The following is a 14,157-nucleotide window of genomic DNA, read 5'->3' on the forward strand; positions in this document are numbered from 1 at the left end:
GGTCCTCCTCAGCCCTGCACAGTCATGCCGGGGGCGGTGGCGGGCGCGTCAATCAGCGCCGCCAGTTCGTCGTCCAGCTTCATCACGGTCAGGGTCACGCCCATCATGTCCAGCGAGGTAAAATAGTTGCCCACGAAGGGCCGGTGGATCGAGATACCCTTGTCCTCCAGCCCCACGGCGATGCGGTCGTAGACCACGTAAAGCTCGTTGATCGGGGTGGCGCCCAGGCCCGAAAGCAGCACGCAGACGCGGTCGCCGCTGGCCAGATCGTGGTCGTCCAGCACGATCTGCAGCATCCGGTCGGCCACCGCGTCGGCGGATTCAAGATCCGCGACCTCGGTGCCCGGCTCGCCATGGTGGCCGATGCCGACCTCCATCTTGCCGGCGGGGATGTCGAAATTGGGTTTGCCATTGGCGGGCAGGGTGCAGGGCGCCAGACCGACCCCGACCGACCGCGTCGCGTCGATGGCCTTCTGCGCGGTGGCCTGCACCTCGGCCAGGCTGGCGCCGGTGGCGGCCTTGGCGCCGCCGACCTTCCACATCAGGATCTCGCCCGCGACGCCACGCCGCTTGGCGCGCTCCTCGGCGGGGGCAGAGCAGACGTCGTCGTTGGCGACGACGGTGCGCACCGCGATGCCCTCCTTGGCGGCCATGCGGGCGGCCATCTTCACGTTCATGTTGTCGCCGGCGTAATTGCCATAAAGCACCGCCACGCCCGCGCCGCCATCGGCGGCGCGCATCGCCTCGAGAAAGGCCTTGGCGGTGGGGGACGAGAACAACTCGCCCACGGCGACCGCGTCCACCATGCCGGGTCCGGCGTAGCCCACGAAAGCCGGTTCGTGCCCCGAGCCGCCGCCGGTCACCACACCGACGCGGTCGGTTTCGCCACAGCCGCGCGCCAGAACGACGCGGGGATTCGCGGACGACAGGCTGACCAGATCGGCATGCGCCCGGACAAAGCCGGAGACGGTTTCATCCACGATATCGTCAGGGTCGTTGAACAGTCTTTGCATGAAGGCTCCTCCTGTCGCGCCCCGGATGGGCGCGGTTCCGGCGAGAGCCCATGCAAAGGGGCCGCCACCGTCTTCCTTTCATTTCCGAGACATGTGGCGGCTGTCAACCGAAATCCCGCAGCGAATTTTACAAAACAAAGATTGCCGTTGACAAAAGTAGCGATGCGCGCTTCTTTCGGGGTCAGGAGGCCCGGCGGCCCTGAAAGCCCCGGCCTCAGTGGGAGGAATGTCATGAAATCCAGACGGCTGGACCCGCAGCTCGTGTTCCTTGTCGGGATCAACGCCGCCATCGTGGTCGCGGCGATGGCGCTGGTGGGCGAGCGGTTCATGTCCCTCTACAATTTCCAGTCCATGGGCACGCAGGTCCCGGAACTGGCGCTGCTCGCGCTTGGCGTGATGCTGGCGATGGTCTCGGGCAATGGCGGCATCGACCTGTCGGGCATCGCCCTGGCGAACCTGTCGGGCGTGGTCGCCTACCTGGCGACCTCCGCCGCCTTCGACGCAAGCGCCGCGCCGGTGGCTTTCTTCGCGATGTTCGCGGAGGTCGCGCTGCTGACCGGCGTGGCGGGCGGTGCGCTGAACGGCGCGCTCATCGGGTTCGCGGGCATGACGCCGATCATCGCCACGCTGGGCACGCAGCTTCTGTTCACCGGGGTCGCGGTTGGGCTGACCGGCGGCTCGGCGCTGCAACTGGGCTATGTGCCGGTGATCGACGACTTCGGCAACATGCCCTACATGGGTGTGCCCCGGACCTTCGCTATCCTGATCGTCATCGCGCTGGCGCTGGCGGCGCTGCTGCGGTTCTCGCGCTTCGGCATCCACCTGTTCCTGATGGGGTCGAACCCCAAGGCGGCGCGTTTCGCCGGGGTGCGGGTGCCTTCGATGCTGTTTCGCACCTATCTTCTGGCCGGGGTGCTGGCCTCGGTCGCGGGGATCGTCATCGCGGCGCGCACCTCCTCGATCAAATGGGACTATGGCAGCTCTTACGTGCTGGTCGCCATCCTGATCGCCGTCATGGCGGGGGTGCGCCCCGAGGGCGGCTACGGGCGGGTGGTCTGCGTCCTGCTCTCGGCCATCGCGCTGCAGATCCTGTCGAGCCTGTTCAACTTCATGCAGATCTCGAACTTCTTCCGCGACTGCGCACTGGGGCTGCTGCTGCTGGCCTTCCTTGCCAACGCGCGGCTCGACTGGGCGCGCTACACCGGCGCCCTGAGACGCCGACACCCCGCCGCAGCCGCCTGACAAGGGTCACTGAACCGGATTCCGGCGTGCGCGGCCCCGACGCACGGCACCGGCAACGCCTTGGGGCAAACGGGATGACCGGAGGAGAAAGACAATGCATTTCAACAAGCCCACCCTGACCGCGCTGGCCGCATCCATGGCGATGCTGGGCCTTGCGGGCGCCGCTCAGGCGCAGGACAAGGAAATCGTCACCGTGGTCAAGGTCACGGGCGAGAACTGGTTCACCCGCATGGAAGAGGGCGTGAAGGCCTACGACGCAGAGATCGACGGCATCGCGGCCCGTCAGGTCGGACCGGGCCGCGCCGATGCGGCGCAGCAGGCGGCCATCGTGCAGGATCTCATCGCGCAGGGCGTCGACGCGCTGGCCATCGTGCCGATGGATCCCTCGACGCTGGAAGGCGTGCTGCGCCGGGCGCAGCAGCGGGGGATCACCGTGATCACCCACGAGGCCGACAACATGATGAACACCCAGCTTGACCTCGAAGCCTTCGACAACGCCGAATTCGGCGCGCATTTCGCCGAAGACATCGCCGAGTGCATGGGCCAGTCGGGCAAGTGGACCTCTTTCGTCGGCTCGCTCGGCTCTCTGACCCATGTGCAATGGGCCGACGGCGGCGCGGACTACATGGCGCAATTCCCCGAGATGGAGCTTGTCTCGCCCAAGAACGAAAGCTTCAACGACGCCAACCGCGCCTATGAGCTGGCCAAGGAAATCCTGCGCAGCCATCCCGACATCAAGGGCTTTCAGGGCGGCTCGGCCATCGACGTGATCGGTATTGGCCGCGCGGTCGAGGAAGCCGGGCTCGAGGAGGAAACCTGCGTCTACGGCCTTGGCCTGCCCAAGGACAGCTCGGCCTATCTGGAAAGCGGCGCGGTGGACGGCATCGCCTTCTGGGATCCGAAGGATGCGGGCTATGTCATGAACATCCTCGCCCACAAGGTGCTGAACGGCGAAGAAATCGCCACCGGCGACGACCTTGGCGTGCCGGGATACACCAATGTGACCGTCAGCGACGGGCCGGGTGAGGGCAAGATCGTCCGCGGCCAGGCACTGGGTCGACGTGACGGCGGACAACTGGTCCGACTTCCCGTTCTGATCCGACCGCCAGAACCGGGGCAGGGGCGCGGCGCGTCCCTGTCCTTTGCGGCCCTGCGCCCGCGCAACCGCCCCGACAGGAGCACAGCCATGCCCGATCCCTTTCTGGAAACCCGCGCGCTGCATAAACGCTATGACGGCGTGCACGCGCTGAAGGGGGTCAGCCTGAGCATCGAGCGCGGCAAGTTCTACCACCTGCTGGGCGAGAACGGCTGCGGCAAGTCCACGCTGATCAAGATCATCTCGGGGGCGCAGCCCGCCACCTCGGGGCAGGTCATCGTCGAGGGGCGCGACATGACCGGGCTGGACCCGATCCGAGGCGCTGGATGCGGGGATCGAGACGGTCTATCAGGATCTGTCGCTGCTGCCGAACCTGACGGTGACCGAGAACATCGGACTGTCCGAGCAGCTGGTCGAAGGGCATGGCGGGCTGTTCCGCAGGCTCGACCGGGGCCGCGTCACCCAGACTGCGCGGCGCGCGCTGGAGACCGTCGGCCTGCCCACCGACCGCGCCTTCCTGAACCGGCCCATCGACACGCTGCCTATCGCGCTGCGCCAGCGCGTGGCGATCGCCCGCGCCGTTGCGGGCGAGGCGGGGCTGGTCATCATGGACGAGCCGACCACCTCTCTGACCCGGCGCGAAGTCGACACGCTGATCCGCACCGTGCGCCGCCTGCAGCAGAATGGCGCCGCGGTGCTTTTCGTCACCCACAAGCTGGACGAGGCGCGCGAGATAGGTGGCACGGGGCTGGTGATGCGCGATGGCGAACTGGTGCAGACCGTCGACGTGGGCCGAGGCCAGCAACGCCGAGATCGGTCGCTGGATGACGGGCCGCGAGCTGGAACAGGGGCGTTATCGCGCCGCCGCGCTGCCGCAGGGGGCGCCACCGCTCCTGCAGGTCGACGGGCTGAGCCTTGCCGGGCACTACAGCGACCTGTCGCTGAGCGTCGCGCCGGGTGAGATCCTCGGCCTGACCGGGCTGGCGGATTCGGGGCGCAACGAACTGGCCCTGTCGCTGGCCGGGCTGGCGCGACCCGACACCGGCACGGCCATGCTGGAGGGCGCGCCGATGGACCTGTCGGCCCCGCACCACGCCATTGCGGCAGGGGTCGCCTATGTGCCCGAGGACCGGCTGACAGAGGGGCTGTTCCTCGAAAAGCCGATTTCCGAGAACATCACCATGTCGATCCTGGACAGGCTCAGGGGCGCTTTTGGCCTTGTGGACCGGCGCCGCGCCCGGGCGCGGGCGCAGCAGGTGCTGCAGGATCTCAGGATCGTCGCCAGCGACGTGGACGCGCCGGTCTCGTCGCTGTCGGGCGGCAACCAGCAGCGGGTCCTGATCGGGCGCTGGCTGGCGACCGAGCCGCGCCTGCTGATCCTGCACGGGCCGACCGTGGGGGTCGATGTGGGCTCCAAGGACACCATCTTCCGCATCATTCAGGCCCAGGCCGAGGCGGGCATGGGCATTGTCATCGTCTCGGACGACCTGCCGGAGCTCTTGCAGAACTGCGACCGCATCGCGGTGATGCGGAACGGGCGCATCCACGACACCTTCGAGGCCGAAGACATCGACGAAGACAGGCTTTACACGGCCATCGCGGGCGCGCAGGCGCTGGATGCGGCGTAAGGACAGCAGACCATGACCATGACACGCACCGAGTCCCCCGACGTGACACAATCCGCCGCCCCGCTTTCCGCTGGCCGCCGCTTCTGGACCTGGTCCGCGCAGCACCCGACGGTGTTTCCGCTGGCGCTGATCGTGCTGACCTGCCTTGTGGTAGGGGCGATCAACACCGACTTCTGGCAGCTGGCCAATCTGTTCGACATCCTGCGCGCCTCGGTGGTGCGGGGGCTGTTCGCGCTGGGGGTGCTGGTGGTTCTGGCCTCGGGCGGGCTGGACGTGTCCTTCACCGCCGTCGCGGCGCTGGTGATGTACACGCTGACGCTGTTCGTGGTGAATGTCGCGCCGGATCTCGGCATGGCGCCCATTCTGGCGCTGGCGGCGCTGGCAGGCGCGGGGCTGGGGGCGATCAACGGGCTGCTGGTCAACGCGCTGAAGGCGCCGGCGCTGATCGTCACCATCGGCACGCAATACGCCTTTCGCGGCTTCCTGCTGACCTTTGTCGGCACGGCGCTCTTCATGAACATTCCCGCCGCGATGGACGGGTTCGGACGGCTGACGCTGATCTCGGTCACCACCGAGCGCGGGCTGGCGGTCGAGCTTCCGGCCTATTTCCTCGTTCTGGTGGTGGCGGCGCTGGTCACCTGGTGGATGCTGAACTTCACCATGATCGGTACGGGCGATCTTTGCCGTGGGCGGCAAACCGGACATCGCCGCGCGGCTGGGCTACAGGGTTGGCCGGGTGCGCGTCTTCGCCTTTGCCTTCGCGGGGCTTCTGGCGGGTCTGGCGGGCGTGATCCACGTCACCGCGAACCGGCTGGCCAACCCCTTCGACCTTGCCGGAAGCGAGCTGCCGGTGATCGCCGCCGTTGTGCTGGGCGGTGCCCGCATCACCGGCGGCTCGGGCAGCGTGCAGGGCACCTTGCTGGGCGTGCTGCTGATCACACTGGTCAGCAACGTGCTGATCCTCGTCGGGATCCCCAGCAGCTGGCAGACCGCGATCCTTGGGGGCTTCATCCTTGTGGCGGGGCTGTTCTTCGCCCGTCTCGACAGGGTGCGCGCCACCTGACCGTCACGGACGGACCCGGGGGCCGCACCGGCGGCCGGTCTTCGTCACCTTCGATCCCGCCGGAGTCCCTACATACTTAACATAACGTTCATTATGGGATTTAACTTTTGCACGCGGGCACGTTTTGATCCCGTTTGCGACCAATCCTCTATCCCCCGGATTTCGAGGAGAACGGACATGGCGCCGCGAGCTGACCCGGGTCGCGGTAAAGGGCCAGCTGTCGCCATTCCCGCACAAGGCCTGAGCGGCACCCTGCCCGGCGGCTGTTCCCGCCGGACAAGGCTGCGATCGACAGCAGCAGGCGGACTGACGACCCGGCCAATCCCCGGAAGCCCGGGGCTGGCGGGCCGGTCAGGCCTTGGTTTCGTCTCATCCGTCTTGATGCCTTGGATGGCGTCGTTGCCTGCGACGGCCAACAGGGTCAGGCCGGTGATGGCAGAAGCAACCCGGCGCGGACCACCGGGACCGGCGAAGGTCGGCTCTTGCCTGTCCGGGCCTCTTCAGCCCGACTTGCCCGGAAGATACGCCAGAGCTTCGACCTCGACCAGGAACTCGGGCCGGGTGAAGCCGCTGACGATCACCAGTGTCGAGGCCGGCTTGGCGGTCAGATGCGCGACCCGGGCATCGCGTGCCTCCATGTAGGCCGCCATATCCTCGCGCCGTGTCACAAATGCCGAGAACCGCAAAACATTGGATACGTCGCCGCCGGCTTCGGCGAGGATCGCATCGATATAGTCGAAACAAAGCTCTGCCTGTGCGCGCACATCCGTCGGAATGCTGCCGTCCTTGGCCAGCGCCAATTGCCCGGAGGTCACGATCAAACCCGCCTCGGCGGCCCCGTGCGAATAGGCTCCGAAAGGCCGTGGCAGGCTTGCTGGGATAAGTGCTTTCATTCTTTTTCTCCGGGTTGGGCAAGACCACAGCGGGTCAGGAACAATTGGATGGCTTCATCGACAATGCGATCGGCGTCGAGCGGGCCATTCGGCCCAGCCTTCATCAGCGTGCGTGTCTGCGCCTCGTATTCGGCGTAATGCTGCGTCACCGCCCACATATTGATCTGGAACAGCAAGGGGTCGACAGCGGCGATCTTTCCGTCGTCTATCCAGACCTGAATAACCGCCGATGCCTCGTCGACGGCGGCCTGCAGGCCGGGCCAGTGCTCGCCCATTTCCGGGGCACCGCGCGCCATTTCCTTGGCAAAGAGCCGCAGACTGTCGGGGTGTTCCAGCCCATGCCTGATCTTGCGTTCGATATAGGTGCGGATCGCCGTTTCAGGATCGTCGCGGCTGGAGGAAAGAAAGAAGATCTCGCGCCATTCGGAAAGAATGTATCCCAGGGCTTCCTGGTAAAGGTCTTCCTTGCTGGAAATATAGTAATGCAGTTGCGCCTTGGATATGCCTGCGGCATCGGCGATTGCCTGGGTGGACGTGCCGGCCAGACCGTTGCGCGCAAATTCCCGAAGGGCCGCGTCGCGAATGGCATCGCGTATCAGCCTGCGTTTTTTTCGTGCGGGGTTCATTTGCTTTGCCTCGGTTTACGCGCCTCGGATGCGCGCGGGTTTTCGTTCGACCTGACCCGGACAAGCCTTCCGGTCAGATTTGGAGCTGTGGCGCATGTTCCCATATGGAAAGCAGGTTACCTCGTCCCTGCAATCGAGCAACATTCGGATCCCGGGCAGCCTCGCCGATCTGTTCGGAACGCGCATGAGGCGCGGCCAAGGCCGAGGCGGAACCCGGGGGGCGCCGACCGTGAACCGACGGATGTTCCGCAAACGCCCGCGTGGCCGCTTTCGCTTTGGCGGCGATATGCGACAGGCCGCTCCGGGCAGCCCCCGGGGCGCGCCGGCGGCTCGGAGGTCCTTGCCGGGTGGTTCGGCGCAAGCGCCGGTTCGATCCCTCTGCGGTACGGGTCACCCACACGAGGGTCGCACCCATCGCCGCCCCGCGCGTGGCAGGCCGTGCCGAGAAGCGCGGCGCCAGAGCTTTCCGCGCGCGGGCGGGTAAAGGCAACTGGTGTCCGCATGGGCCGCGCTCCTCGGGGCCGGTCAGTTTCCGGTCAGGGCGGACTTGATGTCGAGCCCGTGACCCTTGTTGACGAAGCGCGTATCGGCCACCTTGGACAGGTCGACGACACCGGCCTCGATGATCTTCGCCTCGACGGCGAGATCATGAAAGGCCCGGATCCGTTCATCGTCCAGCGCACCGATCCCGAGGCTCAGGGCCTGGTCGACATCGATAATGCCCAGCTGGTCGAACTGGGCCAGTTCCTTGTCCAGCTTTTCGACGGTCATTTCCGGGTTGGCCGCGATGATTGCGTCATAAGCAGCGCTGCGATCGCCGTAGAGGAAATTGTACCAGCCCTCGATCGAGGCATCGAGGAAACGCTGCACGAGGTCGGGGTTCTCCTCGATCAGCTGCTGGCGGGTCTCGATGGTTGCCGCATAGGTGCTCCAGCCGTGCTCTGCCAGAAGGAAGGTGTCGACATCGGCGCCCTGATCGGCGGCATAGATCGGCTCGTGCCGTCCCGTAGGCCTGCTGCACCATGGTCTCGTCATTCAGGAACTGAGCGAGGTTGAAGCCATAGGGGCGCAGTTGCTCGTCCCGGAAACCATGCTCGTCAACCAGCCACTGCCAGAAACTGAACTGGCCGTCCTTGGAAACCAGAACCGTCGGCGCAGAGGCAAGCGCGGCGAAATCCTTGTATTGCCCGGCATGGGTCATCAGTGCCTGCGGGTCGTTCTGGAAGAAGGCCGCGACAACGGTTGTCGGAATGCCGTTGCGCACGTTGTCGAACGACAGCAGCAGGTTGCCCGCCATCAGGAAGTCCAGCCGACCGGCGGACAGCATCGGGCGGTTGTTGACCTGCGGGCCGCCCGGGCGGATCTCGACGTCGAGCCCGTATTTCTCATAGGTGCCGTCGGCCAGGGCCTGGTAGAAGCCACCGTGCCCACCTTGTGCCAGCCAGTTGGTGCCGAACACCACCTTGTCGTCCGCCCAGGCGGCCCCTACCGCCAGGAGACCGCATAGGGCCCCAAGAGCCGTTTTTACCGTTTTCATGGTCTTCCTCCTTGTTGGTCCTGTCAGTCGGCGCGCGCCATGTCGGCGCTCCAGCCGCGTGTCTTGCCCGGGTTCATCAGGCCGTAGGGATCGGCCAGTTTCTTGAAGGCGATCTGCGTGTCGTCGATCTCTTTCATGCCGCCGTCCTCGATGGTCACGACATGCGGGTCGAAGATCGTGCAGCCGTCGACCTCCTCTAGTTCCCGGATCAGCTCATAGGTCTCTTCCTTGCCGCGATAACGGACCAGAGGCAGGGCAAAGATCTGGATCTCGCCGTCCATGCGCGCCAGCTCGTGGTGCCAGAACAGCTCGTCGCCGTAGCGCGCCATCTGTCGCATCACCAGCTTCGGATCGAAGGGGCGCGGATAGGCGACCTGCAGGTAGGTCCAGCCCTTGTCGACCTTGAGCGCCTGCAGGGTGGTGTGGTTCCAGCCGCATTCATAGGCCGGTTGCAGCCCGGCCTTGCCGATCTCGGGCTTGGTCATGGCAAAGGAAATGCGCCCGCCCATGCGCTCTGCCTCGGTCTGGAACCGCTCCATTTCCCCGGGCGCAACCATGGCAAAGATAGCGTCGCGGTCATCGGGAAAGAGATCCCCGAATTTCTTGTAGTAGGGCGCAAACCGACGCTCGACGGCGGTCAGCAGGTAGCAATCGAACCCGTCGCTCTGAGCCTTCGTGGCAAATTCAAGGGCCTTGTCGTACCCGTCAAAGAGGGCGGCGGTATGGACCCAGTCAGTCGCCTGCGTCAGGGCCAGCCCGATTTCGACGACGATGCCGTTGGTGCCATAGGCGTGTTGCACTTTCTGGATCTCGTCGCCGTGCAGTTCGATGACCTGGGGTTCGGGTTCGACCGTGACGACCTTGACGTAAGTGACGTTGCCGGGGTCGCGCAACATGCCGTGCCGCAAGGATCCGATGCCGCCGGATCCACCGGCAAGAAAGCCGCCGATCGTCGCCATTTGACGGGTCGAGGGGTACATCAGCAGCTCTTGCCCGGTTTCACGCACCGCATCGTCCAGCCGCGAAATGCGGGCCCCGGCCTGCACGGTGACATGGCCCGGCTTGATTTCGATCACCTTGTCGAGGCGTGTCAGGTCCATGATCACGCCACCTTGCAGCGGCACGCACTGGCCGTAGTTCCCGGTTCCGCCCCCCGCAGGGTCAGCGGCACCCGGTGGCGCGCCACCAGAGAGGCCACATGCTTCACCTCATCCAGGGTCTGCGGCATCACCAGGAATTCGCCCCGCAGATCCTTGAGCTCTTCGTTCAGGATGGGGCTGTACCAGAAATAGTCATGCGACCGCGCCGCAAGGTACTTCTCGTCGTCATAGGCGCGAATGCCGTTCAGATCCGCGGCGAAGGCCGCCTGATCCCAGGTCGTGTTCATGTTTCATCTCCTTGAAATTCCGGAAGCCGCCTGCCGTTTTGCCAAACCTCGCGCCCGGCACGCGTCCGGCTCAACGCGTCTCCCGGTCCGCTTGCATCGAACCGTATGAAGGAGGCCGGCGCGCCTTCGCGCAGGCCCAGATCCCGCCCCATCCAGCGGGCGGGGGCCGCGCTGATCGCGTCCAGCCAGTCGTGATGCGGCAGGTGCCCGTTCAGGACCGCAAGCCGGTAGACATCCCAGAGGTCATAGTCGCCATAGGGGTAGAAGCCGTCGCGCACGTTGTCCGAACCGATCATCACCGGGATACCGGCTGTCCCGGCCTCGTGCAGGGGCGCCAACCCGCGCAGGCGCGGCGTCCGGCCGGGGCCGCCATCCTGAAGATAGCTGTTGGCCCCGGGCAGAACGGTCAGGCCGATGCCGGCCTCGGCCCCCCTGTCCAGGACGCGGCGCACCTCCTCGGGGTCGCGCACGGACAGCGCGCAGCCGTGACCGCACAGGACATGCCCCGCCATGCTGCGCCGCGCGGTTTCCGCGATGATGGCATCAATGCCGCGGGCCTCTGGCTCCACCCCTTCATCGACGTGGAAATCGAGGTCCAGCCCGTATTTCTCGGCCAAGTCGAAAACCGCGCCGATCTTCTCGCCAAGATCCTCGTTGCGATAGACAAAGGCGCCCAGAACGCCGCCCTCGTCCCGCACGGTCGGCGCCACGGATGTGCCGTTCTCGACCAGATCGTCCAGCGGCGTGAGAGACGCCAGCTGCAGGTCGACCCGCCCCTGCCATTGCCCTGCCAGGTCCGACAGGACGCGCCAGGCCGGGGGCGGCTCCTTGCCGTGCCAGTCCACATGGCTGCGCATGAGCGCCGTGCCATGGGCATGGGCCCGTGCCAGCCCGGCTTCGGCGCGTCTTGTCAGGTCATCCACCGTCCAGGTGGCCGCATCTGCGGCCATCATCTCGATGGCGGCGAACAGGGACAGGGCTCGGTGCGGCATGCGATCGGCGGTAAAGGTCTTGTCAAGGTGGACGTGAACATCCGCCAGTCGCGGCATCACGAAACCGCCGCCGGTTGTCGGGGATGGCCGCAGCGCGACGATGCGGCCATCCTGGTGGGTCAGGTCCCAGGTCCCGTCCCTGCCGGCCAGCGAAAGGCCGGTCAGGGTTCCGCCCCGGATTTCAGGAGCATTCATTGCCATCAACCTTCGCGCTTGATCTCGCTCTCGTGCCAGTGGCCAAGCACGGCGCGGGACAGCCAGGAGGTGATTAGGAAGATGATGACGCCCAGAAGCGACACCAGGAAGAGCGCCGCGAACATCCGCGGAATCTCGTTGCGGAAACTGGATTCGAGGATGCGCGAGGCGAGCCCGGTGTTCTGACCGGCGGTGCCCGCGACGAATTCCGCCACCACGGCGCCGATCAGGGACAGGCCACCGGCGATCTTCAGCGCCGCCATGAAATAGGGCAGCGCCGAGGGGATCAGCAGGTGCCGCAACCGCTGCCAGGGGGTGGCCTGGTACAGACGGAACAGGTCACGCAGGTTGTGGTCGGCACTGCGCAGACCGATGGCGGTGTTCGAGAGGATCGGAAAAAAGGCGACGATCCAGGCGCAGATCAGCAGGGCGGCGAAAGTGTTGCTGACATAGATCAGGATCAGCGGCGCGATCGCGACAACGGGTGTCACCTGCAGAATGACCGCGAAGGGAAACAGGCTCATCTCGACCGGGCGGGACAGGGCAAAGAGCATGCCCAGGCTGACCCCCCAATGATGGCCAGGGCCAGCGACAGAAGCGTGAGCTTTACCGTGAAGGCCGCGCTTTGCATCAAAGAGCCCCAGTCGGTGATCAGGGTCTCGGCGATCAAGCTCGGCGCGGGGATCAGGTAGTGCGGCACTTCGTTGTACCAGACCAGGAATTCCCACAGGCCGATGGCCAGTGTCAGCGCGAGGATCGGCAGAAGGATCCGCAGGCGAGCTTCACGCCTTTCCCGCAGGATCCGCGGATCGACGGCGGGGCGGGCCGGCTTGGTGCCGGCCTCGGGATCAATGGTTGAGATCGACATTGGTCATGGTCCCTTCCAAGGCGTTGCTGACCCGCTTGCAGGTCTCTGTGTATACGGAGGTCATGCGGTACTCTGCGTTTCTCGGGTACTCGCCGGACAATGGGATATCGTGGACCACACGCCCGGGACGGGCCGCCATCACGACAACGCGGCTGGACAGGTAGACGGATTCGAAGACCGAATGCGTCACGAAGATCACCGTCAGCCCGTGCTTTTCCCACAGCGCCAGAACTTCGTCGTTCAGCTTCGCGCGGGTCATCTCGTCGAGCGCGGCAAAGGGTTCGTCCATCAACAGCAGCTTCAGCCGTGTCACCATGGCCCGCGCAATCGACACGCGCATCCGCATCCCGCCCGACAGTTCCCGCGGATAGGATTTGGCGAAATTGGCCAGGCCGACCATGGACAGCGCTTCTTCGACCCGCTCGCGCGCTTCGGCCCTGCTGAGCCCGTGCAGCTTCAGCGGCAGGTAGACATTGTCGTAGACATTCGCCCAGGGCATCAGGGTCGCTTCCTGAAAGACGAAGCCGATGTCGTTGGCGTCGCTGCTTTGGCCGTACCGGATGCCCGTTGACGGTGATGTTTCCGCCTGACACGGACAGCAGCCCCGCGATCATCTTGAGCGCCGTGCTCTTGCCGCAGCCCGACGGGCCCAGAAAGCTGACGAATTCGCCCTGCTTGATACCCAGAGACATGTCCCGCACGGCAACGGTGCCGTTGCCAAAGGTCTTGTCCACGTCGCGGATATCGATCAGGTACGGCGTTTCCGGTGGGTTGGATAGGTCATTCATCGTTCACGTCTCCGGTTTGCGGTCCAGCCAGGACAACGGCATGCTGTCGATCTCGGCCATTGCTGCGACCAGACCGGCCACCGCGTGGTCAAGCGTGGCCTCACCCTTTTCCGCCGTGGCGAGATGGGCCTCGCCGCAGGCCCCTGCCGTGTTCAGATCCTGTGTTTTCCAACCCGGTCTGACCGCGCGCCCGAGACCGATATGGGCCGTCTTTTCGGCCAGATCCTGACCTCTGGAGCGGAAATCGCGGGCAAGCTCCATGTCCACGTTGTCCGGGTCCAGCGCCAACATGACCGATGTTTCCATGTCGCCCGCGTGGATCCCGTGGGCGCGCTCTGCGGCGGAAAAGATCCCCTCTGGCATCCCGAAACCGACCCAGGTGCAGGAAAAGGTCATCATTCCCTGCGAGACGCGCAATGCGCGTGCGGCCTGGTCCATGGCGGGGATATTGCCGCCGTGACCGTTGAGAAAGACCATCTTGCGCACACCCGCGCGCGCCACGCTGGCGCCGATCTCGGTCAGGACGCGCCCGAAGGTCTCGCCTGTCAGGGTCAGCGTGCCGGGAAAGTCGATGTGTTCATCGCTCTTGCAGACGGCCTGCGTCGGAAGGATCAGCACCGGGCTGTCCTCTGGCAATGCCCGGGCCAGTCTGCGTGCAAGGTTGTCGACGGTGCAAGCATCCACGGACATGGGCAGATGCGGCCCGTGCTGCTCGATCGCCCCGATTGGCTGAACCGCGATGATGCGTTCGTGGTCCAGCTCCGCGAAAGCACGCCTGGAATAATCCGCCCAGTACCGCTTCATCGCGCAGGTCTCTTTCTGACCGGCG

13 protein-coding genes and 5 pseudogenes are annotated in these 14,157 nt (G+C 65.6%); 5 read left to right on the top strand and 13 right to left on the bottom strand.

Going from position 1 to position 14,157, the window contains the following annotated elements; genetic code table 11:
• Nucleotides 1-8 precede the first annotated feature (8 nt).
• Nucleotides 9-1,013, bottom strand: coding sequence for a dihydroxyacetone kinase subunit DhaK (locus tag ABFB10_RS21515; RefSeq protein WP_347168280.1), 1,005 nt, complete (start codon nucleotides 1,011-1,013; stop codon nucleotides 9-11).
• A 231-nt stretch (nucleotides 1,014-1,244) separates the two neighbouring features.
• Here ABFB10_RS21515 and ABFB10_RS21520 point away from each other — a divergent pair, with 231 nt between their 5' ends.
• From ABFB10_RS21520 to ABFB10_RS21535, 5 genes and pseudogenes are all read left to right on the top strand, one after another.
• The gene (locus ABFB10_RS21520) at nucleotides 1,245-2,255 is read left to right on the top strand and encodes an ABC transporter permease (protein ID WP_347168281.1); all 1,011 of its coding nucleotides are present in this window, start codon (nucleotides 1,245-1,247) and stop codon (nucleotides 2,253-2,255) included.
• A 229-nt stretch (nucleotides 2,256-2,484) separates the two neighbouring features.
• Nucleotides 2,485-3,642, top strand: a pseudogene (locus ABFB10_RS24360) (substrate-binding domain-containing protein); the annotation flags it as partial.
• An 82-nt stretch (nucleotides 3,643-3,724) separates the two neighbouring features.
• A pseudogene (locus ABFB10_RS24365) lies at nucleotides 3,725-3,916 on the top strand (hypothetical protein); the annotation flags it as partial.
• A 259-nt stretch (nucleotides 3,917-4,175) separates the two neighbouring features.
• Nucleotides 4,176-4,979, top strand: a complete 804-nt coding sequence (locus ABFB10_RS21530; protein ID WP_347168283.1) for an ATP-binding cassette domain-containing protein — start codon at nucleotides 4,176-4,178, stop codon at nucleotides 4,977-4,979.
• 12 nt (nucleotides 4,980-4,991) lie between these two features.
• A complete protein-coding gene (locus tag ABFB10_RS21535; protein WP_347168284.1) occupies nucleotides 4,992-6,122 on the top strand; it encodes an ABC transporter permease in 1,131 nt (376 codons plus the stop codon).
• Nucleotides 6,123-6,542: 420 nt separating this feature from the next.
• On the opposite strand, the gene ABFB10_RS21540 is transcribed toward ABFB10_RS21535, so the two are convergent.
• The 12 genes and pseudogenes from ABFB10_RS21540 to ABFB10_RS21595 all read right to left on the bottom strand — a co-directional run bounded on the left by ABFB10_RS21540 (nucleotide 6,543) and on the right by ABFB10_RS21595 (nucleotide 14,132).
• On the bottom strand, nucleotides 6,543-6,935 hold the full coding sequence (locus tag ABFB10_RS21540; RefSeq protein ID WP_347168285.1) for a RidA family protein: 393 nt from the start codon (nucleotides 6,933-6,935) through the stop codon (nucleotides 6,543-6,545).
• A complete protein-coding gene (locus ABFB10_RS21545; RefSeq protein ID WP_347168286.1) occupies nucleotides 6,932-7,561 on the bottom strand; it encodes a TetR family transcriptional regulator C-terminal domain-containing protein in 630 nt (209 codons plus the stop codon). The genes ABFB10_RS21540 and ABFB10_RS21545 overlap by 4 nt, the downstream gene beginning before the upstream one ends.
• A gap of 525 nt (nucleotides 7,562-8,086) precedes the next feature.
• Entirely contained in the window at nucleotides 8,087-8,431 is a 345-nt protein-coding gene (locus ABFB10_RS21550; protein ID WP_347168287.1) for a substrate-binding domain-containing protein, read from the bottom strand.
• Between the two features lie 21 nt (nucleotides 8,432-8,452).
• A pseudogene (locus ABFB10_RS24370) lies at nucleotides 8,453-8,596 on the bottom strand (hypothetical protein); the annotation flags it as partial.
• 163 nt (nucleotides 8,597-8,759) lie between these two features.
• A pseudogene (locus tag ABFB10_RS24375) lies at nucleotides 8,760-9,098 on the bottom strand (ABC transporter substrate-binding protein); the annotation flags it as partial.
• A 23-nt stretch (nucleotides 9,099-9,121) separates the two neighbouring features.
• The gene (locus ABFB10_RS21560; protein WP_347168289.1) at nucleotides 9,122-10,198 is read right to left on the bottom strand and encodes an FAD-binding oxidoreductase; all 1,077 of its coding nucleotides are present in this window, start codon (nucleotides 10,196-10,198) and stop codon (nucleotides 9,122-9,124) included.
• Nucleotides 10,199-10,200: 2 nt separating this feature from the next.
• Nucleotides 10,201-10,485, bottom strand: a complete 285-nt coding sequence (locus tag ABFB10_RS21565) for a hypothetical protein (protein ID WP_347168290.1) — start codon at nucleotides 10,483-10,485, stop codon at nucleotides 10,201-10,203.
• Complete coding sequence (locus tag ABFB10_RS21570) at nucleotides 10,482-11,672, bottom strand: amidohydrolase family protein (protein WP_347168291.1); 1,191 nt, start codon at nucleotides 11,670-11,672, stop codon at nucleotides 10,482-10,484. Before ABFB10_RS21570 ends, ABFB10_RS21565 begins: the two co-directional genes overlap by 4 nt.
• Nucleotides 11,673-11,677: 5 nt before the next feature.
• Nucleotides 11,678-12,226 carry an ABC transporter permease gene (locus ABFB10_RS21575; RefSeq protein WP_347168292.1) on the bottom strand — a complete coding sequence of 183 codons (549 nt, stop codon included), beginning with the start codon at nucleotides 12,224-12,226 and terminating at the stop codon, nucleotides 11,678-11,680.
• Nucleotides 12,193-12,540, bottom strand: coding sequence for a hypothetical protein (locus ABFB10_RS21580; RefSeq protein ID WP_347168293.1), 348 nt, complete (start codon nucleotides 12,538-12,540; stop codon nucleotides 12,193-12,195). Before ABFB10_RS21580 ends, ABFB10_RS21575 begins: the two co-directional genes overlap by 34 nt.
• Nucleotides 12,521-13,328, bottom strand: a pseudogene (locus ABFB10_RS24380) (ABC transporter ATP-binding protein). The gene ABFB10_RS21580 and the pseudogene ABFB10_RS24380 overlap by 20 nt, the downstream one beginning before the upstream one ends.
• Nucleotides 13,329-13,331: 3 nt before the next feature.
• Nucleotides 13,332-14,132, bottom strand: coding sequence for a creatininase family protein (locus ABFB10_RS21595; protein WP_347168295.1), 801 nt, complete (start codon nucleotides 14,130-14,132; stop codon nucleotides 13,332-13,334).
• Nucleotides 14,133-14,157: the final 25 nt, after the last annotated feature.

The sequence above is a fragment of the Ponticoccus litoralis genome (assembly GCF_039769985.1).
In the GTDB taxonomy this organism is placed as follows: Bacteria; Pseudomonadota; Alphaproteobacteria; order Rhodobacterales; family Rhodobacteraceae; genus Ponticoccus; species Ponticoccus litoralis.

Bases quoted from the DNA above. Each gene is read 5' to 3' on its own strand.
- ABFB10_RS21560 (WP_347168289.1), bottom strand. From the start codon at position 10,198: ATGGACCTGACACGCCTCGACAAGGTGATCGAAATCAAGCCGGGCCAT.
- ABFB10_RS21515 (WP_347168280.1), bottom strand. From the start codon at position 1,013: ATGCAAAGACTGTTCAACGACCCTGACGATATCGTGGATGAAACCGTC.
- ABFB10_RS21570 (WP_347168291.1), bottom strand. From the start codon at position 11,672: ATGAATGCTCCTGAAATCCGGGGCGGAACCCTGACCGGCCTTTCGCTG.
- ABFB10_RS21565 (WP_347168290.1), bottom strand. From the start codon at position 10,485: ATGAACACGACCTGGGATCAGGCGGCCTTCGCCGCGGATCTGAACGGC.
- ABFB10_RS21575 (WP_347168292.1), bottom strand. From the start codon at position 12,226: ATGCTCTTTGCCCTGTCCCGCCCGGTCGAGATGAGCCTGTTTCCCTTC.
- ABFB10_RS21545 (WP_347168286.1), bottom strand. From the start codon at position 7,561: ATGAACCCCGCACGAAAAAAACGCAGGCTGATACGCGATGCCATTCGC.
- ABFB10_RS21580 (WP_347168293.1), bottom strand. From the start codon at position 12,540: ATGTCGATCTCAACCATTGATCCCGAGGCCGGCACCAAGCCGGCCCGC.
- ABFB10_RS21540 (WP_347168285.1), bottom strand. From the start codon at position 6,935: ATGAAAGCACTTATCCCAGCAAGCCTGCCACGGCCTTTCGGAGCCTAT.
- ABFB10_RS21530 (WP_347168283.1), top strand. From the start codon at position 4,176: ATGACGGGCCGCGAGCTGGAACAGGGGCGTTATCGCGCCGCCGCGCTG.
- ABFB10_RS21595 (WP_347168295.1), bottom strand. From the start codon at position 14,132: ATGAAGCGGTACTGGGCGGATTATTCCAGGCGTGCTTTCGCGGAGCTG.
- ABFB10_RS21520 (WP_347168281.1), top strand. From the start codon at position 1,245: ATGAAATCCAGACGGCTGGACCCGCAGCTCGTGTTCCTTGTCGGGATC.
- ABFB10_RS21535 (WP_347168284.1), top strand. From the start codon at position 4,992: ATGACCATGACACGCACCGAGTCCCCCGACGTGACACAATCCGCCGCC.